The following is a 25,255-nucleotide window of genomic DNA, read 5'->3' on the forward strand; positions in this document are numbered from 1 at the left end:
GCCGCGAACCCTGGGCCGCGAACCCTGGGCCGCGAACCCTGGGCCGCGAACCCTGGGCCGCGAACCCTGGGCCGCGAACCCTGGGCCGCGAACCCTGGGCCGCGAACCCTGCGGCGCGAACCCTGGGCCGCGAACCCTGCGGCGCGAACCCTGGGCCGCGAACCCTGCGGCGCGAAGCCTTCACAAGCACCAGATGCGCGGCACCGAAACGCGTCGCACGGCCGCGTGCGGTGCGCCGGAACGACTTCCACACGAAAGGTGATGACCCATGTCCTTGTTCGCCGACCAGCTCGACGTCGCCGCCGAACTCCTCGCGCTGCTGCACGACACCGACACCGAGCCGCGCGCCGACACACAACTGGAGGCGCTGACCCTCGCCGTCGCCGCCGACCTGCCGGTCCTGCTGTGGGGCGAGCCCGGCATCGGCAAGACCGCCGCCCTGACCCAGCTCGCCGAGGAGCTCGACCTGCCGTTGACCACCGTCATCGCCAGCGTCCACGAGCCGTCGGACTTCTCCGGGCTGCCCGTCGTCGGCGACGACCCCGCGGCGCAGGGCGTCCCGATGGCCCCGCCGGACTGGGCGGTGCGCCTCGTCAAGGCCGGGCGCGGCCTGCTGTTCCTCGACGAGCTGTCCACCGCCCCGCCCGCGGTCCAGGCGGCGTTGCTGCGGCTGGTGCTGGAGCGGCGTGTCGGCGCGTTGCGGCTGCCGCCGGGCGTGCGGATCGTCGCCGCCGCCAACCCCCGGTCCTCGGCCGCCGACGGCTGGGAGCTCAGCGCGCCGCTGGCGAACCGGTTCGTGCACCTGCAATGGGTGCACGACCACGACGTCGTCGTCCGCGGACTCGGCGGCACCTGGCCCCGCGCGTCGTTGCCGCGCCTGGACCCGCGCCGGCTCGGCGCCGCGGTCGCGTTCGCCCGGCGGGCCGTGTGCGGGCTGCTCACCGCCCGCCCGCGCCTGGTGCACCAGCTGCCCGGCAGCGAGGCGCGCCGCGGTGGTCCGTGGCCCTCGCCGAGAAGCTGGGACATGGCGCTGCGGCTGACGGCGTTCGCCACCGCCGCCGGTACGTCCCGGGACGTGCTCTCCATGCTGGTGCGCGGCACGGTCGGCGACGGCCCGGGCCTGGAGCTCCTGGCGAGCCTGGACCGTCTCGACCTGCCGGACCCCGAGACGCTCCTCGCCGACCCGGCGGCCGCGACGTTGCCGGAGCGGGGCGACCTGCGTCAGGCCGTCCTCGACGGCGTCGTCGAGGCGGTCCGCAAACGGCCCGAAAGGGCCCGGTGGGACGCCGCGTGGGCGATCCTGGCCCTGGCGGTCGACACCGGCGCCCCGGACCTCGTCGTCGTGCCGGCGGCGACGCTCGCCGCGCAGCGCCACGTCGACTGGGACGTGCCCGACCTCATCGAGCGGCTCGCCGGCGTGGTGTCCATCTCGCAGCGCGCCGACCGGGTGGCCGCATGACCCTGGATCTCGACAAGCTGTACACGGCGAGGCTGCACGCGGCGAAGGTCCGGCCGTACCTGGCGACGGCGCTGTTCGCCCTGCACGTCGTCGAGTCGCGGCGGGTGCCGACGATGGCCGTCGACCGGCGGTGGCGCTGCTACGCGTCGCCGGTGTTCGTCGACGTGACCCCGGTCGAGGAGCTCGCCGGGGTGTGGGTCCATGAGGTCTCGCACCTGCTGCGCGACCACCACGGCCGCGGCGACCGGGTGGCGGCCGAACGCGACCTGCACGGGCCGGGCGAGCGGCTGCGGATGAACATCGCCGCCGACTGCGAGATCAACGACGACATCTACGGCGACGGCCTCGCCCGCCCCGAGGGTGCCGTCGCCGCCGGGGACCTGGGCCTGGGCGACGGGCAGCTGATGGAGGACTACCTGCGCCGGTTCAGCCTCGGCCCGTGCACCGACGGCCTGGTGTGGCTGGACTGCGGCAGCGGCGCCGATGGACTGGAGCGGGAGTGGGAGCTGGGCGACGGCGAGGACGGCGTCCGCGGGCTGCGCGGCCACGAGCTGGACGCGGTCCGGTTCCGGGTCGCGGAGGCGATCAAGGCCCGGCCCGGCGACGTCCCGAAGGGCTGGCGGCGCTGGGCCGAGGAGGCGTTCCACCCGCCGCAGGCGTGGCGGGACCTGCTCGGCGCCGCGGTCCGCTCCGCCGCGAGCGCCGCCGGGGGAGACGACTACACGTACGGGCGGCCGGCGCGGCGCTCCGCGGGCCTGCCCGGCGTGGTGCTGCCGAGCCTGCGCCGCCGCCCGCCGCAGGTCAGCGTCGTCATCGACACCTCGGGGTCGGTCAGCGACGCCGAGCTGGGCAGCGCGCTGCTGGAGGTCGCCGCGATCGGCCGGGCCGTCGGTGGCCGCCGCGACCTGGTGCGGGTGCTGTCGTGCGACGCTGCGGCCGGGGTCGCGCACCCGCTGTGCCGGGCGGAGGGCATCGCGCTGATCGGCGGCGGTGGGACCGATCTGCGGGCCGGGTTCGAGCGGGCGCTGCGCACGGCACCGCCGCCGGACGTCGTCGTGGTCCTGACCGACGGGCAGACGCCGTGGCCCACCGTCCGGCCGCGGTGCCGCACGGTGGTCGGGCTGTTCGCCAGGGAGGGCAGCTGGGACGAGGAGGACCCGGACTACATCCCGGAGACGCCGCCCGACTGGGCGAAGGTCGTCCACCTCAAGGAATGAGCCACCCTGACAGGGTTTCAGGTCGTCGCGTACACGCGCAGGGTGACCTCGTCGCTCAGGTGCGTCTCGCCGTTGACGGTCAGCGCCGCCCGCACGACCCACACCGTGGGCGGGGTGGCCCGGCCGTCGTCGGTGACCGTGACGCGGGCGTGGTTGCCCCGCGCGTGGAACGCGACCGGCCCGAGCACCGTCTCCGTCCGCACCGTCCACTGTAGAGCGTCGGCGAGCCGGGCCTCGTCGAACCCGGCCGGGACCGCCACCGACAGCGGCAGCGTGAACGGCTGGATCGAGTAGCACGCCCCGCCGAACGTCTGCCCCGGGCACCCGGGCGCCTTCACCACCAGCGGCAGCACCTCGCGCAGCCGGTCCGCCGCGGGGACGAGCGGCGCGAGGGCGGCCGGCACGGAGCCGGCCGGCCCCGCAGCTCCTCCTTGACCGCGGCCCTCGCCGCCGCGAACACCGCCGCCGGCCCGCCGGTGGTCGCTGCTCCGACGCTCGCCGCTGCGGTGGCCGTGCGGGCGACCGCCTCGTCGCCGCACGCGAGGATGACGCAGTAGCGGTACACGTCGGCGTGCTGCAGCTCCATCGACCGCCTCCTTCGCGTGGGTCCGCGGGCTCAACGATCGGGGCTCGCCGCAGGTCGCGGCGTCGAAACCTTTGCGAAGCCTCTATGGGATCCGCCGCGCCGTCGCTGATGCTGGCGGTCACCCGATCGGAGGTTGTCCATATGCACCGAGCACGGCCCAGACGGACCCGGCTGTCGATGATCCTGGCGGCGCTGAGCGTGCTGCTGGGGTTCACCGGCGCGGCGGCGATGCCGGCCGCGCAGGCCGCCGCCGCCCCGGCGGTCACGCTCCGCTTCCTGATGATCATCAAGCCGGTGTCGCAGGTGCCCGGCCTGAACGCCACGCTCAACCAGGCCCAGATCGACGCGGCCCGCACCGCGTTCCTGTCCACGTTCCCGCGGATGGTCGAGGACATGACCGGCGGCGTCGTCGACATGGACACGTCCGTGGTCGTGTCGTCCCGGCCGCTGACGTCGATCGGCTACGAGGGGCTGATGGTCGAGCCCGGCGACGTGCCCGACGACGTCGCGCAGTACGTCCGAAAGGGATGGCTGGTTACCCGTGGGTAACAAGGCGGGGTAAACCGCCAGGCACACTTGAGCGGTGCCTTCGACGACGGTGTGGCCGCGCCTGCGACAGTTCATCGCCGGGCTCACCCGTGCGCAGCGCCGGGCGGTGGTGGCCGGGGTCCTGCTGGTGACCGCTCCGGTGTGGGCGGTGGCGTCGGTACCGGTGCCGCCGCCCGTGCCCGCCGACCCGCCGGTCCTGGCGGCCGCCGACCGGATCCGGGCCGAACGGCCGGCGGGCTATCCGGTGGGCGGGATCGACATCTCCAGCCATGACCACCGGCGCTTCGGGATCCACTGGCCGACCGAGGTCGCGGCCGGCAGCCAGTTCGTCTACGTCAAGGCGACCGAGGGCAGCACGTACGTCAACCCGCACTTCGCCGCGGACTACACGGCGGCGCGGAAGGCCGGGCTCTACGTCGGCGCCTACGTCTACGCGCGGCCGGACCGCGGCGACCCCGTCGGGCAGGCCGAGCACTTCCTGCGGCACGCCCGCTTCACCCGCGACGCGCGGACCCTGGTGCCGTTCGTCGACCTGGAATGGCCGTATGCCGGGGTGCGCACCGACGACTGCTACGACCTCACCACCACGCAGATGCGCGCCTGGATCCGCGCGTTCGTCGACCGCATCGAGGCGGGCATCGGCCGCAAGCCGATGATCTACACGAACACCAACTGGTGGAACCCGTGCACCGGCAACGACGCGTCCTTCGGCGGGTATCCGCTGGACATCGCCGGCTACACCGCGCGGCCCCCGAAGCTGCCGGCCGGCTGGACGACGTTCGCGCTGTGGCAGTACCGGCCGGGAAACCCCGACGAGCGGCACGACCACGACCGGGACGTCGTCAACGGCGGCCCGGAGGCGCTGCGTGCCCTCGCGTGGCCCGGCTGAGGTGGCATGCTGGGGCCCATGACGGAGCCCAGTACCGCACGGATGATCGACTACTGGCTCGGCGGCGGTGACCATCTGCCGGTCGACGTCGCCGCCGCGCAGGCGTTCGAGTCGGCGTACGGGCCGTGCGCCGACATCTTCCGCTCGCTGCGCGCCTTCTCCGGCCGGGCGGTGCGGCACCTCGTCGCGGCCGGCGCCGACCGCTTCCTCGTCTTCGGCGCGGGCATCCCGACCAGGGGCAACGTGCACGAGAACGCGCCCGGCGCACGGGTGCTGTACACCGACATCGACCCGCACATCGTGGCGGCCGGCGCCGCGCTCGTCGCGGACCTCCCCGGCGTCGGCTACGTCCGCGGCGACGCCACCGACCTGGCCGGCGTCGACGCCGGCGCCCGGGCGTGGATCCTCGACGGCGGGCCGGTCGGGGTGGTGTTCCTGGGGCTGGCCGCGTTCCTCGACGACGCGACGCTGACGCGTGCGCTGGACGCGTTGTACGACGCGGTCCCGCCCGCCAGCTGCCTCGCCTTCGACTTCGACACCACCGAGCTGGAGGCGTACCCGCAGGCCCTGGCGATGATGGGGCCGGGTTTCCACATGCGGTCACCGGTCCACTTCGCGGACCTGCTGGGGCGGTGGAGCACCACGCAGGACGGGATCGTGCCGGTGGCGCTGTGGCGGCCGGAGGGTGAGCCCGAGCAGGTGCCCGACGCCTTCTGGGGCGGCGTCGCCGTCAAACCCGCCTGACCCGCTTCCCGCACAACGGCACCGGCTCCGCTCAGGACAGCGGCGCTCCGGCGACGCGGGCGGCGGTCGTCTCCATCGCCCGCAGGACCGCGGCGGCGTCGCCGGGGGCGAGAAAGTGGCTGTCGACATACACGGTGAGCTCCAGGACGTCGTCGGAGCCGTCGACGTTGAGGAAGAACCCGGACTGCGGGTCGTCGTGGGCGCTGACCCAGGCGAACGCGGGGTCGGCGCCGGTGGGCGGCGCGACGGGGCGAAGCGTGCCGCCGAAGCGGCGGTCGTTGAAGTTGACGTCCAGGGCCACCCCGGGGCCGCGGTCGGCGGCGACGGCCGCGACGCGGGCCTCGAGCTCCCGCCGGTCGTAGTAGGCGTACTTGTAGGCGGTCATCGCCGCGCCGCGGGCCCGTCGTACGACGTCACCGAAGGCGCCGGCGGTGTCGAGCACGCACAGGCCGTTCTGCGACACGGGACTGACGCTGCCGTCGAGCTCGGTGCGGAAGCGGTTGCTGGCCATCAGCCGCAGCGGCAGCACGACGACGCCGGTCACCTCGGCGAACGCGATCGCGAACACGGCCAGCAGCGCGGCCGCGGTGTCCGTGCCGTGCTCCCGTGCCGCGGCCCGCAGCGCCCGCGGCAGCGTCGTCGTGCGGTGCACCCCTTGGTGGTAGCGGGGGCTGCGGACGTCCCGCGACGGCGGCAGGTCCGGCACCGGGATCGCCCGCAGCCGCGTCTCCCAGTGCCGCAGCGCGGCCGCGTTGTGCCGCCGTCCCGCCGGCAGCGCCTGCTGCCGCGCCTGTTCCAGGGGTGCGATGCCGCGCACCGCGGCGGTGGTGCGGGCGGCGGTCTCGGCCATCATGACGACCGCCCCGGCGCCGTCGAAGACCAGGTGCGACATGACGAGCACCGCATGGGTGCACCGGCCACCGTCCACAATGGCCGCCATCCGGACCGGCCAGGTGTGCACATAGTCGAACGGTGTCGTCCTGTACCGCTGCGCCACGCTCTGCGCGGCGGCCGCCGGATCTTCGCCGGCCGCGACGATCTCCAGGTCGATCGTGCCGTGGTCGTGCACCACCTGCCGCGGCGGGCCGTCGCCGGCGGGCACGAACCGGGTCCGCATCGACTGGTAGCGCCCCATGAGATACGCGAGCTCCCCGGCGACGTCGCCGACGGTGGTCCCGGCCGGCAGTGCCCTGGCCCCGCCCATCGCGAACGACCTGCCGAGCCGTCCCATCTTGACCCACACGTCGAGCTGCCCCCAGGACAGCTCCCCGGACCCGGCGCCTTCCCCGGCGAACGGCACATCCATGCCCGTCACTCTAGGCTCATCGGGCCCCCGCGAACCCCGCCGGCGTTTGCAGGTTGTGTGCAGTCCTCGGGCGGAGCCGCCGTCACTTCGGGAGGCGGATGACGAGTTCGACGCGGCGGTTGAAGGCGCGGCCGGCGGTGCTGGCGGAGCCGTCGGGGTTCTTCTCCTCCACGAGGGGCTGGGTGCTGCCGAGACCGACCGCCGTGACCGAGGTGGCGGTGACGCCGTGGGCGGTCAGGTACGCGCGGACCGTCTCCGCCCGGCGCTGGGACAGCGTCTGGTTGGCCTGGGCGGAGCCGGTGGCGTCGGTGTGGCCGCGGACCTGGACGGCGCCGTTGGGGTAGTGCTTGTTGATGACGAGGACCGTGTTGTCGAGCGTCTCGGGGCTGCCGACGTCGGCGCTGCCGGTGGCGAAGAGGGCGTCGCTGTTGAACGCGACGATGTAGACGTGGCCGCCGGAGGGGTCGCGGGCCTCCAGCACCGAGCCGGAGACGCCGGTGAGGTCGACGTCGGGGCCGGGCAGGCGGTACAGGGAGTCCTTGACGAGCCTGGTGTCGTTCTCCGGGTCGTGCGCGTTGTGGATCTCGCACGGGATGCGCAGGACGAGCCCGGCGCCGAAGTCCTGGGTCGAGCAGGTCGGGTCCTTGCGCCCGTCGCCGTCGTAGTCGTCGAGGCCGGGCTGGGCACCGGGCGGCAGCGACGCGGGCGGCTCCTCCGCGGGCGGCTCCTCCGACGACGCCGCCGCCTCGGCCGTGGTCGCCGGCGCGGCGGGCGGCTTGTCGCCGGACGATCCGCCGCATCCGGTCAGCAGCAGCGCACCGATGGCCACCACGGCCGCGTGACTCAGGACACGTCTCATGGCGGGGAGCGTAGGGACCGCTCGACGCCCCCGCTCGTGACAGGCGGGTAGCCGACACCAACGGGTGACGGCGGAGGTTGGCCCGCGGGGGATCGGGGACGCGCGGTGGTTGGCGGGACGGGGCACGGGTACGAACAGCCGCTCTGACGGGAGGCGGTCGATGTCCACGATCGAGGAGACCGAGGCGCCGGCGTTCCACACGCTGTCCGCCGGCGAGGCGCTGTCCGTGGAGCGCGTCGAGGCACCGGCGGGCCTCACCCCGGGCGAGGCCGACGCGCGGCGGGCCCGCTACGGCCCGAACCGGTTCACCGAGGCGCGGCGGGAGCGGCGCTGGCAGGCGTTCGTGCGGCAGTACGCGGACCCGATGCAGATCGTGCTGCTGTGCGCGGCGATCGGCAGTTTGTACCCGCTCAAGCAGTACGGCACCGGCGTGCTCCTGCTGGCCCTCACCCTGCTCAACGCCGTGCTCGGCCTGCGGCAGGAGGGGAAGGCGGCGGCCGCGGTCGGTGCGTTGCAGCGCTCGATGATCACGCATGCGCGGGTACGCCGCGGCGGGGACCTCATGAGCGTGCCGGCGGAGGACCTCGTGCCGGGTGACGTGGTGCTCGTCGAGGCCGGCGACCGGATCCCGGCCGACGGCCGTCTCGTCAGAGCGGCCCGGCTGGAGATCGACGAGTCGGCGCTGACGGGGGAGAGCCTGCCCGTCGCCAAGGACGCGGAGACGGTCGTGGACCTCGGCGCGGCGCTCGGGGACCGGGTCGACATGGCGTACATGCACACCAGCGTGACCAGAGGCACCGGCGAGCTCGTGGTGACGGCGACCGGCATGAGCACCGAGGTGGGCAGGATCTCCGGCCTGCTGCAGGCCGACGCCGAGGCGGCCACGCCGCTGACCCGGCAGCTGGGCCGGCTGACCGACCAGATCCTGGTCGTCGCCGGCGTCGCGCTGCTGGTGTCGGTGCTGCTGAACCTGTCCCGTGGCGACAGCTTCGACGTCGTGTTCAGCGCGGCGGTCGCGTTCGCCATCTCGGCGATCCCGACGGGCCTGCCGGCGGTGGTGACCACGATCCTGTCGATGGGCACGCAGCTGCTGGCGAAGGCCGACGCGATCGTGAAGCGGCTGCGGTCCACGGAGACGCTCGGGTCGACCTCGGCGATCAACTCCGACAAGACGGGGACGCTGACGCTCAACCAGATGACGGTCGCGGAACTGGCGATCCCGGGCCGCCGGTACACGGTGTCGGGCACCGGCTACGGCACCGTCGGCGACATCCGGCACGCGGCCGGCGACCCGGACCTGCCCCTCGAGCCGTTCCTGCTGCCCATGGCGCTCGCCGGTGACGCCGTCGTCAGCGACGGGCAGCTCGTCGGCGACCCGACCGAGGGGGCGCTCGTCGTCCTCGCCGAGAAGGGGCACCTCGACGTCGCTTCGACGCGGCAGCGGTACCCCCGGGTGGCCGAGCTCCCGTTCGACGCCGCCTACAAGCTGATGGCGACCTACCACCGGATGACCGACGAGTCCGGCCGGGACGTGGTCCGGTGCTTCGTCAAGGGCGCGCCGGACCAGCTGCTGGCCCGGGCGACGGCGGTCGTGGCGCCCGGCGGGGAACCGCGGCCGCTGGACGAGACGTCGCGTGGGCGGTACATGGACGAGAACGGGCGCATGGCGGGCCAGGGGTTGCGGGTGATGGCGACGGCGCGCCAGGACTTCGACCCGGCGACCTTCGACCCCCGCGCCGACCTCCTCGCCGGCCTCGACGGGCTGACGCTGCTGGCTCTCGCCGGGATCGTCGACCCGCCCCGGCCGCAGGCGCGGGACGCGATCGCCACCGCGAAGGCCGCCGGCATCCAGGTCCGCATGATCACCGGCGACCACGCGGCGACCGCCGGTGCGATCGCCGGGCAGCTCGGCATCGAGGGGCGCGCGATCACCGGCGCGGAGTTCGCCGCGATGAGCGACGACGAGGCGGTCGCCGAGATCGACGGCATCGGCGTCATCGCCCGGGTGACGCCCGAGCACAAGGTGCGGCTCGTCGACGTCCTGCGCCGCAAGGGGCACATCGTCGCGATGACCGGCGACGGCGTCAACGACGCGCCGGCGCTCAAACGCGCGGACATCGGCATCGCGATGGGGATCACCGGCACCGAGGTCTCCAAGGAGGCCGCCGCGATGATCCTCACCGACGACGACTTCGCCACCATCGTCAAGGCCGTCGCGATCGGCCGCGCCCTGTACGACAACCTGAAGCGGTACGTCTTCTTCCAGATGGGCGCGCTCATCGGGTACATCGCCATGTTCCTCGGCGCGAGCGTGCTCAACATCGCCGCCGGGGTGCCGCTGCTGCCGCTGCAGACGTTGTGGACCAACTTCACCGTCCACCTGCTGCAGTCGATCGGGCTCGGCTACGGCAGACCGGAGCCGGACCTCATGCGCCGCAAACCGCGCGGCGGCGACGAGCCGCTGCTGCCCGGGCGGACCCTCAGCTGGCTCGCCGTCCTCGGGACCGTGATCGGCGGGCTGACCCTGTTGGTGATCGCGTGGTCCGGCCGCCGGCACGGCGTCGACGTGGCCCGCACCATGGGCCTCGCCGCCTTCTCCATCATGAGCCTGGTGCTGTCGCTCACGGTCCGCAGCGAGACCCGGTCCGTGTTCGACCTCGACACCCTCGACGACCACCGGTTCGTCGTCACCAGCGGGCTGTCGGTCCTGGTGATCGTGCTGTCCACCGAGCTCGGCGTCCTGCAACGGCTGCTGGACACCACCGGCCTCGGGCTGGGGCAGTGGCTCGTCTGCGCGCTCACGGCCGTGCCGGTCGTGGCGCTGACCGAGATCCGTAAAGCCGTCCTGCGCAGGAACACAGGTGACCACCGTGCCGAACCAGCCACGTGACCGCATCGCCGAGCTCATCGCACCGCTGCGGGTCCGCCCCGGAGCGACGGTGCGGCTCCCGAAGGACTTCGACCCCGGGTACACCGGCGGCATCAGCGACAAGGAGGCCGGCGTCGAACTGCTGCAGCGCGGCGTGACCATGCTCGCCGACCTGCAGTCGAGACTCGCCGCGCAGCAGACCGACGGGCTGCTCGTGGTGCTGCAGGCGCTCGACGCGGCCGGCAAGGACGGCACCATCCGGCACGTGATGAGCGGCGTCAACCCGCAGGGCGTGCGGGTGCACAGCTTCAAGGTGCCGTCGGCGGAGGAGCTCGACCACGACTTCCTGTGGCGCTACGGCTGCCGCCTCCCGGCCCGCGGCGAGATCGCCATCTTCAACCGGTCACACTACGAGGAGGTCCTCGTCGTGCGGGTCCACAAGGAGCTCCTGGACCGGCAGCGGGTGCCGCGCAAGGGTGCCGTCTGGCGGCGCAGATTCGAGGCCATCAACGCCTTCGAGCGGCACCTCACCGGCAACGGCTTCCGGATCGTGAAGCTGTTCCTCAACGTGTCCAAGGAGGAGCAGCGCAAGCGCCTGCTGGCCCGCATCGACCGGCCGGAGAAGAACTGGAAGTTCTCCGAGGCCGACATCCGCGAACGCGGCTACTGGCGCGACTACCAGCGCGCCTACGCCGACATGCTGACGCACACCAGCACCGAGCACGCGCCGTGGCACGTGATCCCGGCCGACCACAAATGGTTCTCCCGCATCGCCGCGGCGGCCGTCATCGTCAACGCGCTGGACGGCATCGACCCGCAGTACCCGGTCGTCGACACGCAGGCGCGCCGCGAACTCCTGGAGGTCCGCGACGCGCTGGAACACGGCTGAAGCTCAGACCGACTGGCGCGGCGCGATGCCGTCGGAGCCGAGCAGCGACGCCTTGGCCCGCGCGTACTCCCCGTCGGTCAGCACACCGCGCTGCCGCAGGTCCGCGAGCTTCGCCAGCTCGTCGGCCCCGGACCAGGTGCTGGAGCCGGTGCGGGGAGCGGCCTCGCCGGCGGCCTCGCGCACGTACTGCCGGAACTGCGCCTCCTGCCGTTGCGCCCGCTGCGCGCTGCGCTCGTTCATCGACCGGCCCCGGACGATCAGGTAGGTCAGCGCACCCACCCACGGCAGCACGATCAGGAACACCGTCCAGCCCGCCTTGCCCCAGCCCGACACCGCCGGATCCCGGAACAGGTCCGTCAGGATGCTGACCATCAGCCAGATCCAGGCGAACACGAGCATGAACCACAGGGTCGACAGCACGACCTGGCCGAACGAGACACCCATGGCATACCTCCGATGGCTCGAACGCCCTCACCCGGGTTAACCCCGGCACCTTCAGCGTCGACCCGAACCCCGCCGGGTTCATCGCCCGGCGGGGGTGAACGAGGGTCACGGCTCGCCGGCGGCGGCTGGCGGGACCTCCGCGAAGGGCCGCGGCGCGAGTGCGCCGCGGCCCCGTTGCGGAACAGGTCAGGCCGGGACGACCCACCTCTGGCTCGCCACGTTGGCGTACTCCCAGATGTGGATCTGGGTGCCGTCGGCGGAGGCGCCGCCGAGGGCGTCGAGGACCTTGCCGGACTGCGGGTTCAGGATCGAACCGTTCGCCTGCGGCTGCCACACCTGCGAGCCGGTGCCGTTGCAGGTCCATAGCTGGACCTTGGTGCCGTTCGCGGTGCCGGCGTTGTCGACGTCGAGGCACTTGCCGTTCGCCTGGTACGTGCTGCCGACCCGGCTCCACCGCTGCGCGGCGGTGCCGTTGCAGGTCCACAGCTGGACCTTCGTGCCGTCGGCGGTGCCGGCGTTGTCGAGGTCGAGGCACTTACCGGCGATACCGGTGATCGGCCCGGACGTCGGACCGGTCTGCGAGTACACCTCCAGCTCGTAGACGCGGGCGTAGGGCGTGTCGGTCGTGGCGAACCGCACGTACCGGGCGGTCACCCCGGTGAAGTTGTGCGTGGTGATGTTCGCCGTGTTGCCGGTGACGGTCGCGCGGGTCGTCCACGTGGTGCCGTCGGTGCTGGTCTGGATCGAGAAGTTCTGCGTGTTCGCCACGGCTTCGCGGCCGGCGCCGGCGTGCCGGACCACGACCTGGCCGACGGACTTCGCCGAGCCGAGGTCGACCTGCAGCCATTTGTTGGCGCTGTTGGAGCACCACTTGTCGCCGCTGCCACCGGAAACGGTGCCGTTGACGGCCTTCGCGGGGCTCTCCGCCGCGATGCAGGAGCTGTCGGCGGTGGCCGGTGCGTTCAGCGCCAGGTTGGCGACGGTGGCACCGCCCGGGATGGAGTTCAGCGTGTACCACGCCTCGGTGCTCCACAGCGACAGCCCGCTGGACGAGCTGAACGGCTTCGGCGAGCGCACGTACACGACCCGGCCGGGCTTGCGGCCCGACACCGTCAGCGAGACCTTCTTGCCGTCCGGGGACAGGGACGCGGCGGTGACGGTGAGGTTCTCCTCGTCGACCTTCGGCCCGCCGTAGGAGGACGTCGGCTCGTACCGCCACTGCTTGAACGTGTACTTCGACACCAGGTCCGTCGCGGTCGCGGTGGACAGCGGCTGCGTGTACTCCATCTCGAACCCGGCCGCGGTGGCCCGCATCGCGAGGATGTCGAACGTGGCGGTGCCGTTGGGGGTCAGCTTCTGCAGGCCGTAGGTGAGCTTGCCGGCCTGGCCCCAGTTGCCGCCGGCGCCGAGCCCGCCGAGGTAGATCGCGCCGTCGGGGCCGATGTTCACCTCGGCGATGCCGGCCTCGAGGCCCTGCGTCATCCGGAACAGCGCGCCCTGGTACTCGCCGTTGACCTTCTCCAGGTACGCCCGCTGCAGGCCGCCGTACGTGACGTCACCGATGAGCAGCTGACCGGCGTAGACGCCGGTGGGCATGACGATCGGCGTGCTCGGCGAGTTCGCGATCTCGTTCTGCGGCATGTACAGCACCGGCGGCGTGACGGCGTTGTAGTCGAACGGCCCGGCCGGGGTGTTGTAGTGGTTGAAGAAGCGGCCCGGCTTGATCTGCACCAGCTTCGACGCGGGCAGCCAGCCGCCCTGGTTGTCGGTGACGAACAGGCCGTTCTCCGGGCCCCAGCCGATGCCGTGCGGGGTGCGCAGGCCGCCGGCGACGTACTCCACGGCGCCGGTCGTCGCGTTGACCTTGACCGACGTTCCGCGGTTGGCCGCCGGCTGCGGGACGGTGCTCGCGCCGCCGTAGTCGATCGGCACCGACAGGCTCAGGTAGAAGTAGCCGTCGCGGTACAGCAGGCCGAACGCGAACTCGTGGAACGCGCCGCTGAACGGCCAGGTCGCGACGGTCTGGTACTGGTCGGCGACCTCGTCCCCGGTGGTGTCGACGAGCCGGGTCAGGCGCGCCTTCTCCGACACGTACACGACGCCGTCGACGACCTTGAGACCCATCGGCTCCTTGAGGTTGCTGCCGATCCGCTTGGTCGTCACGTTGCCCGGGCTGGTCGACCCGCCGGTGTTGCCGAGGATCCAGACCTCGCCGGCCTGCGACGTGCCGGACTGGTCGTTGCCGCCCCAGGTGCAGATGACGAGCCGCCCGTCGGGCAGCCAGTCCATGCCGGTGACCTTCGGCTGGAACGCCGCGTTGGGCCGCAGGTTCGTCAGGGTGAAGCCGGGGTGCACCGACGTCAGCGGCAGGCCGTCGCCGGGGGAGTCGGCGGCGCCCTCGCACTCCTTGCGGCCGGGAGCGGTCACGCGGACGACGCCGGCGTCGGTGCTGAGCACCGAGTTGGGCACGACGACGAACGCGGACGAGCCGGGCGTCTTCCATTCCAGGGTGATCTGCTGCCCGCCGTCGCGCTCGAAGTGGTCGATGCGCAGCGCGTGGTAGCCGGTGGTGAGGGTGACGGTGCCCTCCTTCGGCGGCGTCGCGCCGTGCAGGCCGTCGTGGTTGATGACGGTGGCGCCGTCGATCGCGAGGCGCGACCCGTCGTCGCTGCTGAGCCGGAACGTGTAGCTGCCGGCGGTGCTGATGTTGACGTTGCCGAGCACCTGCGAGACGAACAGGTTGTCGAAGCCGAAGTCGGCCGGGGTGGTCCAGTTGATCGTCGGCATCAGCTTGTCGACGTTCGGGGTCTGGCCCGACTTGAGTGTGCAGATGCTGCTGAGCGCGGTCTGCACGTCGTACACGCGCAGCGTCACGCCGGGCTCCTGAGCGGGGATCGCGCTGGCGGGCACGGCCCAGAGCCCGGTGGCGGCGACGGTCGCGACTGCGACGGCGGCGATGGTGAACGAGCGCAAAGGCCTGATGCCCATGCTTCCTCCTGAGGGGATGGAGAACGTCCCCGGATGGCGGTCGGGGGACGCTTGAGCGCAGGCAGGCCTATCGACGCCGACGACTGGACCACCTGGCGGAAGATTAGGCAGTTTCGATCGCCATGTCCATACCTTTTGGCCATCTCAGCAAAAGTTTGCGGAGCGTGTGCAGAAGGTTTGCACCCGAGGCCGGCGTCAGCGCCACGGCTGCGAGCGGTCCTGCCCCTGACCGTTCGCGGGCATCACCCGCTGAACGGGTGGCAGGACATGGCAGGGCCACTAGCGTCGGTGCCGTGGCGACGCTGGTGTCGGTGAACGTGGGCCTGCCGAAGGATGTCACGTGGCAGGGGCGCACCGTGCACACCGGCGTCTGGAAGGCGCCGGCCGGCGGGCCGGTCATGCTGCGCACCCTCAACCTCGACGGCGACGGCCAGGGCGACCTCGTCGGCCACGGCGGCGAGCAGCGGGCCGTCCTCGTCTACCAGCTCGGCTCGTACGAGCACTGGCGCGGCGTCCTCGGCCGTGACGACCTCACGCCCGGCATCTTCGGGGAGAACTTCACCGTCGACGGCCTGCCCGACGACGAGGTCTGCATCGGCGACCGCTTCCGCGTCGGGGGAGCGGTCGTCGAGGTGACCCAGCCGCGCGTCACCTGCTACCGCGTCGGCCTGCGCCTCGGCGAGCCGCGCCTGCCCGCCCTGCTCGTCGCGCACCACCGGCCCGGCTTCTACCTGCGGGTCATCGACGAGGGCGAGGTGCGGGCCGGCGACGCCATCGTCAAGATCGCCGACGGGCCGGAAGGCGTCACCGTCGCGGAGATCGACGCGCTGCTGTACCTGCCCGGCCACGACCGCGAGGCCGTCGGCCGGGCGCTGCGGGTCGACGCGCTCAGCCCCGGGTGGAAGGCGTCCCTGCGCGCTCTGCGGGACCAGCCCGGGAGCGCGGGCAACGCGGGGCTCGCCGCCGTCGCGGCACCGCCGGCGTGGCCAGGGTTCCGGCCGCTGCGGATCACCGCCGTGGAGCACGAGACCGCCGACGTCCTGTCGCTGCACCTCGCCGCGCCCGACGACACGCCGCTGCCCGCCGCCGCGCCCGGCCAGTTCCTCACCTTCCGGCTGGCGCCCGGCCTGGTGCGCAGCTACTCGCTGTCCGGGTCACCGGGCGGGCCGTCGTACCGCATCAGCGTCAAACTCGAGCCCGGCGGTGCGGGCGGCGGATATCTGCGCGACCACGCGCGGGCCGGCGCGGTGCTGGACACCGCCGCGCCGCGCGGGACGTTCACCCTCGACCGGTCGGACCGGCCCGTGCTGCTCGTCTCCGCCGGGATCGGCGCCACCCCGCTGCTCGCCATGCTGCACGACCTCGCCGCGCGCCAGAGGAGCCGGGCGGTGTGGTGGCTGCACGGTGCCAGGGACGGCGCCGGGCACGCGTTCGCCGAGGAGGTCCGCGCCCTGCACCCCACCCGGGAGGTGATCTGCTACAGCCGTCCCCGCCCGCAGGACCGTGGCGCGATCGCCGGCCGTCTCGACGCGGGCGTCCTGCGCGGGCTGGCCCTGCCGCCGGACGCGGTGGCGTTCGTGTGCGGGCCCCCGGGCTTCATGGACGACGTGACCGCCGCCCTGACCGCGCAGGGCGTCGGGGACATCCGCCGTGAGCAGTTCACGACCGTTGCCGCGTCGACTCCCGGGGTACGCCGATCCGCCGCCGGCCCGCCCCGGTCCCGCCCCGGACCCGGCCCCACGATCACCTTCGCGCGCAGTGGCGTCACCGCGGGCTGGACGGACAGCGACGGCAGCGTCCTGCGGCTCGCCGAGGAGTGCCGCGTCCCGGTCCGCTGGTCGTGCCGGACCGGCGTCTGCCACTCGTGCGAGAGCGGCCTGCTGTCGGGCTCCGTCTCGTCCGAGCCCGACCCCCTGGACCCACCGGCCGAAGGCACCGTCCTCATCTGCTGCGCCCGCCCCCTGACCGACCTCGTCCTCGACCTGTGACGGCCGGGCCGGGCCCGCACGCTCCCGGCCCGTGCGCAGCGGGCACCGGGTGCACGTGGCCGGGCCGGTCACGCCGTGCGTGAGACCGGTCACCGCGTTCACGTGCCCGGCGTTTGGTGTTTCGGCGATGCTGCAGCACCATCGGGGGGCACGACGACGTGGACCGGGGTGGCAGGGTGACAGGCACGATGCAGGCGGTGCGCGACCTCGTCGACGCGCTGCACCACGCGCGACCCGAGGACCTGCCGACGGTCGCGTCGAGGGTCGCGCGGGCGCTCGGCGCGCACGACATCGAGCTCTACCTCGTCGACTACGGGCAGCTGGAGCTGCTGCCGCTGCCCCGCGAGACCGGTGGCCTGGGCGACCCGGTGCGGATCGACGGCACCCTGGCCGGCCGCGCCTACACCACCGGCGAGCCGGTGCGCATCGGCGACGACAACGGCGACGAGCGGATCTGGATGCCCGTGATCAGCGGCGCCGACCGCCTCGGCGTCCTCGCCGCGCACCTGGGTCCGGGCCCGGATCTCGACCATGAGCTGCGGATTCTCGCGGCGGCGTTCGCCGGCATCGTCGCCACCCGCCGCACCTACGGCGACGCCCTGGAGCGCACCCGGCGGCGCCTGCCGATGCAGCTCGCCGCCGAGATCATCTGGAATCAGCTGCCGCCGCTGACGTTCGCGACCCCGGACGCCGCGGTCGCCGCGGTCCTCGAGCCCTGCTACGACGTCGGCGGCGACGCCTTCGACTATGCGATCAACGAGTCGGTGCTGCACGTCGCGGTGTTCGACGCCGTCGGCCACGGGATCGCGGCAAGCGCGCTCACGTCCCTGGCGATCAGCGCGTACCGCAACGCCCGCCGCTGCGGTCTGGACCTCGCGGACACGTACCGGTCGGTCGACAAGTGGGTGCACGCACAGTATCCGGCCGACTACGTCACGGCGGTCCTCGGTGAGCTCGACGTCACCACCGGCGTCTACCGGAAGATCAGCGCCGGGCATCCCGAGGAGCTGCTGCTGCGCGGCGGCCGGCTGGTGCGGACCCTGACCGCGCCGACCGCCCTGCCGCTCGGCCTCGGGTATCTCGGCGACCCCACCCCGGTCGTCGTCGATGAGCACCTCGAGCCCGGCGACGCGCTGCTGCTCTACACCGACGGCGTCGTCGAGGCCCGTATCGACGGCGGCGAGCAGTTCGGCGTCGAGCGCCTCGTCGACTGCGTGACCAGGGCGCTCGCCGATCAGCTCCACCCGGCGGAGACGATGCGCCGCCTGGTGCGGACCCTGCTCACCCGCCAGCAGGACCAGCTGCAGGACGACGCGACCGCGTTGCTGCTCAGCTGGACCCCGCGCGGAGATCGAGCATGAGCAGCACCTTGTCGTAGCGGCGCGCGCCGAAGGCGACGAAGTCCGGCAGCCGCCCGTAGTCGGTGAAGCCGAGCGACCGGTAGAGGCGCAGCGCGGCGCTGTTGTCGCCCCGCGCGTCCAGGGTCAGCACCTCGATCCCGGCCCGCCGGGCGTCGTCGATCAGCGCCGCGGTGAGCGCCCGGCCGATGCCCTGTCCGTGGGCGTCGGCGGCGACCGCGAGCTTCTCCAGGTCCGCGTGCGGGCGGTGGGTCGGCCGGGCGTAGCGGAGCCAGTAGCCGAGCCCTGCCACCTGGCCGTCGACATGGGCGGCCCGGAGCGCGCCGTCGCCCTGCCGCACCGCCGTGACGACGTGCCCGAGCAGTTCGGCGACCTCGTCGAGGGACGGCGGGTCGACCCAGCCGAGCGCGGCACCGCCGGCGACGAGGTCGGCGAGGATCCGGTGCGCGGCCGCCACGAACCGGTCGTCGACGTCCTGGACAGCCGTGGTGATCACGTCCGGAAGCGTAGCCTCAGTGCCGCAGGACGATCTTGCCGCGGGCGTGCCGGGTCTCGCTGAGCTCGTGCGCGGCCGCGACCTCGTCGAGGGGGAACGCTGCCGCGACCGGGATCCGCAGCCGCCCCTGTCCGGCAAGGTCGGCCGCGATCGGCAGGGCGTGCACGGCGAGGCGGTCCGCGGTCGTGTCACCGGCGCCCGCCGGCGCGCCGTGCGACAGGTGCACGCCGTGCGCGGCCGCGCCGAGGTCGGCGATCGTGACCACCCTGCCGGGGTCGCCGGCGATCGCGATCAGGTCCGGCAGCGCGCCGCCCGCGCAGTCGAACACGGCGTCCACCCCGCCCGGCGCCAGGGCGCGGACCCGTTCGGCCAGGCCCGGCCCGTACACCACCGGCATGACGCCGAACGAGCGCAGGAAGTCGTGGTTGGGCTCGCTCGCGGTGCCGATGACGGTCGCGCCCCGGGCGGCGGCGAGCTGGACGGCGACGCCGCCGACGCCGCCGGCCGCGCCCTGCACGAGCAGCGTATGCCCGGCGCCGACCCCGAGCCGGTCCAGGACCCGCACGCCGGTCTCGACGGTGCCCGCGGCGCCGCCCGCCTCCTCCCAGCTCCACCCGGCGGGCTTCGCCGCCCACGCGGTCAGGACGGCGTGGTCGGCGTTCGCGGCGCGGGTGGTCATGCTCGTCATCCCGAACACCTCGTCGCCGGCGCTGACCCCGGTGACGCCTTCGCCGACCTCGTCGACCACGCCCGCGGCGTCGAAGCCGGTGCGGTACGGGAAGGCGACGGGCACCATGTCGCGCCACACGCCGGAGCGGATGGTCACCTCCCCCGGCGAGACGCCGGAGACCCGCACCGCGATCCGGATCTCGCCCGGTCCGGCGTGCGGCGCCCCGGCCTCGGCGATGTGGAGGACGTCCGGTGGCCCGTACCGCGTGAACTGCACAACTCGCATGCGGCCGACCGTAACGGAGCACCCCGTCCGTTTCGCTAAAGTGAGAGCGGTGACGGCACAAGTGGGAGCACGGCTGCGGTCCGACGCCCGTGACAACCGGGGGCGCATCCTCGCCGTCGCCCGGCTGGCGTTCGCCGCCGATGGTCTGGACGTGCCGATCCGGGAGATCGCCAGGCGCGCCGACGTCGGCGTCGCCACCGTGTACCGGCATTTCGGCACCAAGGAGACGCTGCTGGCGGAGGCGTTCGCGGAGCAGCTGACGACGTGCTCGTCGATCGTCGCCGAGGGGCTGGCGGCGGCCGACCCGTGGCGCGGGTTCAGCCTGGTGATCGAGCGGCTCATGGAGCTGCACGCGCTCGACCGGGGCTTCGCCCGCGCGTTCACGTCCGCGCTGCCCGAGGCGGCGGGGTTCGCCGAGGACCGGGACCGGACGCTGCGGATGCTGCTGGAGCTGGTGCGCCGGGCGAAGGCGGCGGGACCGCTCCGGCCGGATTTCGTGCTGGAGGACGTCAGCCTCGCCCTGATGGCGAACGAGGGGATCCGGGCCGAGACGCCACAGTTGCGGGTGGCCGCGTCGCGCCGCTTCGCCGCCCTGATGCTCCAGTCGTTCCAGGCCGATCCGGTCGCGTCGCCCCTGCCGCCGCCCGTCAGGCTGCCGCTGTCCCGTTAGCCGTCGCCCGGGTCGCGGCCCGGGTTGCGGCCTGGGTTGCGGCCTGGGTTGCGGCCTGGGTTGCGGCCGGGCTGCTCAGGGTGAGCCGGGTCGGGCCCGGCTCACCCCCGACGCGTCCTACAGGGAGGTGCGGACCGGCCGGCTGACGTTGAACTCGGCGCGGAGCAGGTCCTCGTCGCGCGAGGACGAGCCGACGAGCAGCTCGAACGCTCCGGGTTCGACGACCCGCACACCCGCCGCATTGACGAACGTGCAAGCCGCGACCGGCAGGTCGATGGTGACGATCTGCCGCTCCCCGGGCTCGACGTGCACCTGGGTGTAGGCCTTGAGCTCCTTGTCGGCCCAGGTCGCCGAGGTGACGGTGTCGCTGACGTACACCTGGACGGTCTCCAGCGACGGGCGGCCGCCGGTGTTGCTGAGGGTGACGGTCGCCCGCAGCGTGTCCGCCTCGGTCACCTCGGTCTGCTCGATGCGCAGGTCGCCGTATTCGACGGTGGTGTAGCTCAGGCCCTGGCCGAACGCGAACGTCGGGCGCTGCGTGAGGTCGGCGTAGCGGCTGCCGTGCTGGCCGCGGACCTGGTTGTAGTACGTCGGCTGCTGGCCCGAGTGCTGGGCGAAGGAGATCGGCAGGCGGCCGGTCGGCTCGATGGCGCCGACCAGCAGCTCCGCGACCGCGAGGCCGCCGCGCATGCCGGGGTTGGCCGCGTAGACGATCGCGGCGGCGCCCAGTGCCGACGGCGGCAGCACGAGCGGCTTCGAGCTGATCAGGACGACGATGAGCGGCTTGCCGGTCGCGGCGAGCGCATCGAGCAGGGCGACCTGCCCGCCGATGAGCTCCAGGGTGGCGGTCGACTTGCCCTCGCCGACCAGCTCGATGTGGTCGCCGACGACCGCGACGACGTAGTCCGCTTCCTCGGCGAGCGCGACGGCCTCGGCGATCATCGCCGGGTCGGGGGCGCACGGGTGCACGACGTGCGGGCGGGGCTGGCCGTCGGGGAAGAACTCGCCCTCCGGGTCGGGGCCGACGGTGAGGATGTCGGCGCCGCGGGCGGTGGTGACGGTCCAGCCGTCGGGGACGGCGGCGCGCAGGCCGTCGAGCACGGTCTCGGTCAGCTCGCGCGGGTGGCCGTCGGGCAGCCACTCGGTCTGCCCGGACGCGCCGGCCCAGTCGCCCATCTGCGCGTGCTGGTCGTCGGCGTTGGGGCCGACCACGGCAACGGTCCGGTTCGTCCCGGAGAACGGCAGCGTGCCGTCGTTGCGCAGCAGGACCAGGCTGCGGCGGGCGATCTCCAGGTTGACCGCGGCGTGCGGGCCGCACCCGATCACCGCCGCCTGCCGCTCCGGGTCGGGGTGCCGCGGCTGCTCGAAGAGGCCGAGCTCGAACTTCAGCGTCAGGATCCGGCGCACGGCCTGGTCGATGTCCGACTCGTCGAGCAGGCCCTTCGCGACCGCGTCCTGGGCGCCCTCGAAGAAGCCCGGCGTGGTCATCACCATGTCGTTGCCGGCCTTGACGGCGGCGGCGGACGCGGAGGCGTAGTCGACGTGGACCCGCTGCTCCCAGACCATCCGGCCGACGTTGTCCCAGTCGGTGACGAGCGTGCCCGTGTACCCCCACTCGCCGCGCAGGACGTCGTCGAGCAGCCAGCTGTTGACGGTGATCGGCACGCCGTCCATCGACTGGTAGCCGAGCATGAACGTGCGGCAGCCCTCCCGGGCGACCCGCTCGAACGGCGGCAGGAACCACGAGCGCAGCTTGCGCGGGGACAGGTCGGCCTCGCTGGCGTCGCGGCCGCCCTGCGTCTCGGAGTAGCCGGCGAAGTGCTTCGCGGTGGCGAGGATCGCGGTCGGGTCGGACAGGCCGTCACCCTGGTAGCCGCGGACCATCGCGGAGGCGAGCTCGCCGATGAGGAACGGGTCCTCGCCGAACGTCTCGCTGACCCGGCCCCACCGCAGGTCGCGGGCGATGCACAGGACGGGGGAGAAGGTCCAGTGGATGCCGGTGGCGGCGACCTCGACGGCGGTGACGCGGGCGACCCGCTCCACGAGGTCCGGGTCCCAGGACGCGGCCATGCCGAGCTGGGTCGGGAAGATCGTCGCGCCGCTCCAGAACGAGTGGCCGTGGATGCAGTCCTCGGCGACCAGCAGCGGGATCCGCAGGCGGGTCCGCTCCACGAGCGCCGTCGCCTCCAGCACCCGCTCCGGCGAGGCGTGCAGGATCGAGCCGGCGTGCATGTCCTCGACGAGGTGGCGGACGCCGTCGCGCGCGTTGAGCTGCAGCATCTGCCCTACCTTCTCGGGCAGCGTCATGCGGGCGAGCAGGTCGGCGACGCGCTCGGCGACGGCGAGAGATGGATCGAGGTAGGGCAGAGGCGCTGGCACGGAGTTCCTTTCACACTGGTCCGCACAGAACGATACGCGGGAGAGCGCTCTCTGGAGAACCCCCGGGCTCGGGGCATTACCGAGCGTGTCCTGGGTCACAATGTGTAGCGCGGCTACCTATGCAAGCATCGACGCATGGGGAAGTCTGTCGCCGGTGCCGTCGCGGGCCGCCGGATCAAGTACGTCTTCGTGGTCTTCTGGCTGGCCGTCGCGGCCCTCGCCGGCCCGCTCGCCGGCAAGCTCACCGATGTCGAGCGCAACGACGCCAGGTCCTGGCTGCCCGGCGGCGCCGAGTCCGTGCAGGTCATCGACGTGCAGGCGAGTTTCGCCTCGCCCGACACGATTCCCGCCATCGTGGTGTATTCACGTGATTCCGGCCTGACCGAGGGTGACCGGGCCAAGATGGCTGCCGATGCGGTGGCGTTCGGCGGCATCCCCGAGCTCGACGGCACGGTCACCGGACCCATTCCGACCGAGGACGGCCAGGTCGCCCAGATCATCGTGCCGGTCAACCTGGGCAGCGACGGCTGGGCGCTCGCCGGCGCCCTCGTCGACCGCCTGCGAGCGACTGCCTCGGACGGCGCCAACGGGCTCAGCGTGCACGTCACCGGGCCGGCGGGCACCGCCGCCGACTCCAGCGCCGCGTTCGAGGGCATCGACAGCAGCCTGCTGCTCGGCACGATCGCCGTCGTGGTCGTGATCCTGCTCATCACGTACCGTAGTCCACTGCTCTGGCTGCTGCCGGTGATCTCGTCCGGGGTCGCGCTGGTCGCCGCCCAGGCCGTCATCTACCTCCTGGCCAAGCACGCCGACCTGGTCGTCAACGCGCAGAGTGCCGGCATCCTCACCGTCCTCGTCTTCGGCGCCGGCACCGACTACGCGTTGCTGCTGATCGCGCGGTACCGCGAGGAACTGCGCCGCCACGACGACCGGCACGAGGCGATGGCCGAGGCGCTGCACCGCTCCGGACCCGCGATCATCGCCAGCGCCGCCACGGTCGTGCTCGGCATGCTCTGCCTGTTCTTCGCCGAGACCAACTCGACCAGCGGCCTCGGCCCGGTCGCCGCGATCGGCATCGCGGTCGGGCTGGCCGTCATGCTGACCCTGCTGCCGGTGCTGCTCACCATCTGCGGCCGCTGGATCTTCTGGCCGCTGCGGCCGAAGGTCGGCTCCGCCGAACCCACCGCGACCGGCCTGTGGGCCCGCGTCGGCGACCGCATCGCCCGGCGTGCCCGTCTCACCTGGGTCGCGACCGCGCTCGTGCTCGCCGTCGCCACGATCGGCATCGTGCGACTCGACGCGACCGGGCTCACCAACAAGGAGTCCTTCCGCGGCACCCAGGACTCGATCGTCGGCGAGGAGGTCCTGGCCCGTCACGGCGCGGGCGCCGCGGGCAGTCCGGTCGTCGTCATCAGCACCGCCGCCGGTGCCGCTGCTGTTCGTGCCGCGTTCGCGGCGGTGCCCGGCATCGACCCCGCGTCGGTCACGTCGCCGATCGTCAAGGGCTCGCATGCCTACCTCACCGGTGACCTCGTCGACCAGGCCGACAGCCAGGCGGCGTACGACACCGTGGACCGCGTCCGGACCGCCGTGCACGCCGTCCCCGGCGCTCTCGCGAAGGTCGGTGGCACGACCGCCGTCAACCTGGACGTCCAGCGCGCCGCGAAGCACGACCGCAACCTGATCATCCCGATCGTCCTCGCGGTGGTGCTCCTGATCCTGGTCCTGCTGCTGCGCTCCGTGCTCGCACCGGTCATCCTCATGGCGACCGTCGTGCTGTCCTTCGGCGCGGCGCTCGGCGTCAGCGCGCTCGTCTTCCGGCACGTCTTCGGCTTCGGCGGCGCCGACTCCTCGCTGCCGCTGTTCGTCTTCGTGTTCCTGGTCGCGCTCGGGATCGACTACAACATCTTCCTGATGACCCGGGTCCGGGAAGAAGCGGTCAAGCACGGCACCCGCCGTGCGGCCCTGACCGGGCTCTCGGCCACCGGGGGCGTCATCACCTCGGCGGGCCTGGTCCTCGCGGGCACCTTCGCGGTCCTCGCCACGCTGCCTCTCACCAACTTCGCCGAGATCGGCTTCGCGGTGGCGTTCGGTGTGCTGCTCGACACGATCGTCGTCCGGTCCGTGCTCGTCACCGCACTGAACCTCGACATCGGTGAGCGCATGTGGTGGCCCAGCGCTCTCGGCCGGACCACCAGGCCAGCGGTCCAGGAGGACCGGGTGACCGTCTAGAGGATCGGACGCCCGTCGCGGTACGGCCCGCTGACGTACTCCTCCTCGATGATCAGCAGATCATCGTCGTGCTCGAACTCGCGGTACTCACGTTCGTCGTGCGCCGACATTTGTACCTTCCCTTCGTTGCGGGTTCATCTATACCCGCAACGAAGATCGACCAAACTGTGTCGAATCACTCATCAGTAGCGTTATGGCCGTGGATGCTCACCTGTTTCCCCAGGTCGCGGCCTTCAATGCTTGTGCCTGGGCCCTACAGGCCAACTGCCGGACCGCCGGGGTGTCACTGAACCCCGGCGCCGACCCGCCCGCCGCTGGCCCGCCGGCGCCGGGGCTGTCCGACGTCGGGGCTGTCCGACGTCGGGGCCAGGGTGTCCG

General features: G+C 73.0%; 20 protein-coding genes. 11 read left to right on the forward strand and 9 right to left on the reverse strand.

Going from position 1 to position 25,255, the window contains the following annotated elements; all coding sequences use genetic code 11:
* Positions 1–268 precede the first annotated feature (268 nt).
* Both ABZS58_RS07605 and ABZS58_RS07610 read left to right on the forward strand, forming a co-directional pair.
* The gene (locus ABZS58_RS07605; protein WP_354778701.1) at positions 269–1,459 is read left to right on the forward strand and encodes a MoxR family ATPase; all 1,191 of its coding nucleotides are present in this window, start codon (positions 269–271) and stop codon (positions 1,457–1,459) included.
* Complete coding sequence (locus ABZS58_RS07610) at positions 1,456–2,676, forward strand: VWA-like domain-containing protein (protein ID WP_354778703.1); 1,221 nt, start codon at positions 1,456–1,458, stop codon at positions 2,674–2,676. Before ABZS58_RS07605 ends, ABZS58_RS07610 begins: the two co-directional genes overlap by 4 nt.
* A gap of 17 nt (positions 2,677–2,693) precedes the next feature.
* Here ABZS58_RS07610 and ABZS58_RS07615 read toward each other — a convergent pair whose 3' ends face one another.
* Both ABZS58_RS07615 and ABZS58_RS07620 read right to left on the reverse strand, forming a co-directional pair.
* On the reverse strand, positions 2,694–3,080 hold the full coding sequence (locus ABZS58_RS07615; RefSeq protein ID WP_354778705.1) for a hypothetical protein: 387 nt from the start codon (positions 3,078–3,080) through the stop codon (positions 2,694–2,696).
* Positions 3,011–3,262 (reverse strand): hypothetical protein, encoded by a 252-nt coding sequence (locus ABZS58_RS07620; protein ID WP_354778707.1) that lies wholly within the window; start codon positions 3,260–3,262, stop codon positions 3,011–3,013. The genes ABZS58_RS07615 and ABZS58_RS07620 overlap by 70 nt, the downstream gene beginning before the upstream one ends.
* 141 nt (positions 3,263–3,403) lie before the next feature.
* Between ABZS58_RS07620 and ABZS58_RS07625 the strand changes: the two genes are divergently transcribed.
* From ABZS58_RS07625 to ABZS58_RS07635, 3 genes are read left to right on the forward strand one after another with little or no spacing between them, the layout of a single operon-like run.
* The gene (locus ABZS58_RS07625) at positions 3,404–3,811 is read left to right on the forward strand and encodes a hypothetical protein (RefSeq protein ID WP_354778709.1); all 408 of its coding nucleotides are present in this window, start codon (positions 3,404–3,406) and stop codon (positions 3,809–3,811) included.
* A gap of 34 nt (positions 3,812–3,845) precedes the next feature.
* Entirely contained in the window at positions 3,846–4,700 is an 855-nt protein-coding gene (locus ABZS58_RS07630; RefSeq protein ID WP_354778711.1) for a GH25 family lysozyme, read from the forward strand.
* A gap of 18 nt (positions 4,701–4,718) precedes the next feature.
* The gene (locus ABZS58_RS07635; protein ID WP_354778713.1) at positions 4,719–5,444 is read left to right on the forward strand and encodes an SAM-dependent methyltransferase; all 726 of its coding nucleotides are present in this window, start codon (positions 4,719–4,721) and stop codon (positions 5,442–5,444) included.
* Positions 5,445–5,475: 31 nt separating this feature from the next.
* Here ABZS58_RS07635 and ABZS58_RS07640 read toward each other — a convergent pair whose 3' ends face one another.
* Both ABZS58_RS07640 and ABZS58_RS07645 read right to left on the reverse strand, forming a co-directional pair.
* Positions 5,476–6,750: a condensation domain-containing protein gene (locus ABZS58_RS07640; protein ID WP_354778715.1), complete on the reverse strand. Its 1,275-nt coding sequence runs from the start codon at positions 6,748–6,750 to the stop codon at positions 5,476–5,478.
* An 82-nt stretch (positions 6,751–6,832) separates the two neighbouring features.
* Positions 6,833–7,609: an OmpA family protein gene (locus ABZS58_RS07645; protein WP_354778717.1), complete on the reverse strand. Its 777-nt coding sequence runs from the start codon at positions 7,607–7,609 to the stop codon at positions 6,833–6,835.
* Between the two features lie 160 nt (positions 7,610–7,769).
* Here ABZS58_RS07645 and ABZS58_RS07650 point away from each other — a divergent pair, with 160 nt between their 5' ends.
* Both ABZS58_RS07650 and ABZS58_RS07655 read left to right on the forward strand, forming a co-directional pair.
* On the forward strand, positions 7,770–10,499 hold the full coding sequence (locus tag ABZS58_RS07650; RefSeq protein ID WP_354778719.1) for an HAD-IC family P-type ATPase: 2,730 nt from the start codon (positions 7,770–7,772) through the stop codon (positions 10,497–10,499).
* Positions 10,471–11,367 carry a polyphosphate kinase 2 family protein gene (locus ABZS58_RS07655; RefSeq protein WP_354778721.1) on the forward strand — a complete coding sequence of 299 codons (897 nt, stop codon included), beginning with the start codon at positions 10,471–10,473 and terminating at the stop codon, positions 11,365–11,367. Before ABZS58_RS07650 ends, ABZS58_RS07655 begins: the two co-directional genes overlap by 29 nt.
* A gap of 3 nt (positions 11,368–11,370) precedes the next feature.
* On the opposite strand, the gene ABZS58_RS07660 is transcribed toward ABZS58_RS07655, so the two are convergent.
* The gene (locus ABZS58_RS07660; protein ID WP_354778723.1) at positions 11,371–11,811 is read right to left on the reverse strand and encodes an SHOCT domain-containing protein; all 441 of its coding nucleotides are present in this window, start codon (positions 11,809–11,811) and stop codon (positions 11,371–11,373) included.
* Between the two features lie 186 nt (positions 11,812–11,997).
* Positions 11,998–14,799, reverse strand: a complete 2,802-nt coding sequence (locus ABZS58_RS07665; protein WP_354778725.1) for a ricin-type beta-trefoil lectin domain protein — start codon at positions 14,797–14,799, stop codon at positions 11,998–12,000.
* Between the two features lie 293 nt (positions 14,800–15,092).
* On the opposite strand from ABZS58_RS07665, the gene ABZS58_RS07670 reads away from it, so the two are divergent.
* Both ABZS58_RS07670 and ABZS58_RS07675 read left to right on the forward strand, forming a co-directional pair.
* Positions 15,093–16,787 (forward strand): MOSC and FAD-binding oxidoreductase domain-containing protein, encoded by a 1,695-nt coding sequence (locus ABZS58_RS07670; RefSeq protein WP_354778727.1) that lies wholly within the window; start codon positions 15,093–15,095, stop codon positions 16,785–16,787.
* A gap of 176 nt (positions 16,788–16,963) precedes the next feature.
* Positions 16,964–18,148: a GAF domain-containing SpoIIE family protein phosphatase gene (locus tag ABZS58_RS07675; RefSeq protein WP_354778729.1), complete on the forward strand. Its 1,185-nt coding sequence runs from the start codon at positions 16,964–16,966 to the stop codon at positions 18,146–18,148.
* Here the strand turns inward: ABZS58_RS07675 and ABZS58_RS07680 are convergent.
* On the reverse strand, positions 18,117–18,641 hold the full coding sequence (locus tag ABZS58_RS07680; RefSeq protein WP_354778731.1) for an N-acetyltransferase: 525 nt from the start codon (positions 18,639–18,641) through the stop codon (positions 18,117–18,119). The genes ABZS58_RS07675 and ABZS58_RS07680 overlap by 32 nt on opposite strands.
* 16 nt (positions 18,642–18,657) lie before the next feature.
* Positions 18,658–19,596, reverse strand: coding sequence for an NADP-dependent oxidoreductase (locus ABZS58_RS07685; RefSeq protein WP_354778733.1), 939 nt, complete (start codon positions 19,594–19,596; stop codon positions 18,658–18,660).
* A gap of 49 nt (positions 19,597–19,645) precedes the next feature.
* Here ABZS58_RS07685 and ABZS58_RS07690 point away from each other — a divergent pair, with 49 nt between their 5' ends.
* Positions 19,646–20,266 (forward strand): helix-turn-helix domain-containing protein, encoded by a 621-nt coding sequence (locus ABZS58_RS07690; RefSeq protein ID WP_354778735.1) that lies wholly within the window; start codon positions 19,646–19,648, stop codon positions 20,264–20,266.
* Between the two features lie 117 nt (positions 20,267–20,383).
* On the opposite strand, the gene ABZS58_RS07695 is transcribed toward ABZS58_RS07690, so the two are convergent.
* The gene (locus tag ABZS58_RS07695) at positions 20,384–22,645 is read right to left on the reverse strand and encodes a glycoside hydrolase family 3 N-terminal domain-containing protein (RefSeq protein ID WP_354778737.1); all 2,262 of its coding nucleotides are present in this window, start codon (positions 22,643–22,645) and stop codon (positions 20,384–20,386) included.
* Between the two features lie 135 nt (positions 22,646–22,780).
* On the opposite strand from ABZS58_RS07695, the gene ABZS58_RS07700 reads away from it, so the two are divergent.
* On the forward strand, positions 22,781–24,877 hold the full coding sequence (locus tag ABZS58_RS07700; protein ID WP_354778739.1) for an MMPL family transporter: 2,097 nt from the start codon (positions 22,781–22,783) through the stop codon (positions 24,875–24,877).
* Positions 24,878–25,255 lie beyond the last annotated feature (378 nt).

Source organism: Dactylosporangium sp. NPDC005555, assembly GCF_040605635.1.
In the GTDB taxonomy this organism is placed as follows: domain Bacteria; phylum Actinomycetota; class Actinomycetes; order Mycobacteriales; family Micromonosporaceae; genus Dactylosporangium.

Coding starts and splice junctions, on each gene's coding strand:
- ABZS58_RS07640 (WP_354778715.1), bottom strand. CDS start 6,750: ATGGATGTGCCGTTCGCCGGGGAAGGCGCCGGGTCCGGGGAGCTGTCC.
- ABZS58_RS07685 (WP_354778733.1), bottom strand. CDS start 19,596: ATGCGAGTTGTGCAGTTCACGCGGTACGGGCCACCGGACGTCCTCCAC.
- ABZS58_RS07610 (WP_354778703.1), top strand. CDS start 1,456: ATGACCCTGGATCTCGACAAGCTGTACACGGCGAGGCTGCACGCGGCG.
- ABZS58_RS07625 (WP_354778709.1), top strand. CDS start 3,404: ATGCACCGAGCACGGCCCAGACGGACCCGGCTGTCGATGATCCTGGCG.
- ABZS58_RS07605 (WP_354778701.1), top strand. CDS start 269: ATGTCCTTGTTCGCCGACCAGCTCGACGTCGCCGCCGAACTCCTCGCG.
- ABZS58_RS07700 (WP_354778739.1), top strand. CDS start 22,781: ATGGGGAAGTCTGTCGCCGGTGCCGTCGCGGGCCGCCGGATCAAGTAC.
- ABZS58_RS07665 (WP_354778725.1), bottom strand. CDS start 14,799: ATGGGCATCAGGCCTTTGCGCTCGTTCACCATCGCCGCCGTCGCAGTC.
- ABZS58_RS07650 (WP_354778719.1), top strand. CDS start 7,770: ATGTCCACGATCGAGGAGACCGAGGCGCCGGCGTTCCACACGCTGTCC.
- ABZS58_RS07635 (WP_354778713.1), top strand. CDS start 4,719: ATGACGGAGCCCAGTACCGCACGGATGATCGACTACTGGCTCGGCGGC.
- ABZS58_RS07620 (WP_354778707.1), bottom strand. CDS start 3,262: ATGGAGCTGCAGCACGCCGACGTGTACCGCTACTGCGTCATCCTCGCG.
- ABZS58_RS07660 (WP_354778723.1), bottom strand. CDS start 11,811: ATGGGTGTCTCGTTCGGCCAGGTCGTGCTGTCGACCCTGTGGTTCATG.
- ABZS58_RS07645 (WP_354778717.1), bottom strand. CDS start 7,609: ATGAGACGTGTCCTGAGTCACGCGGCCGTGGTGGCCATCGGTGCGCTG.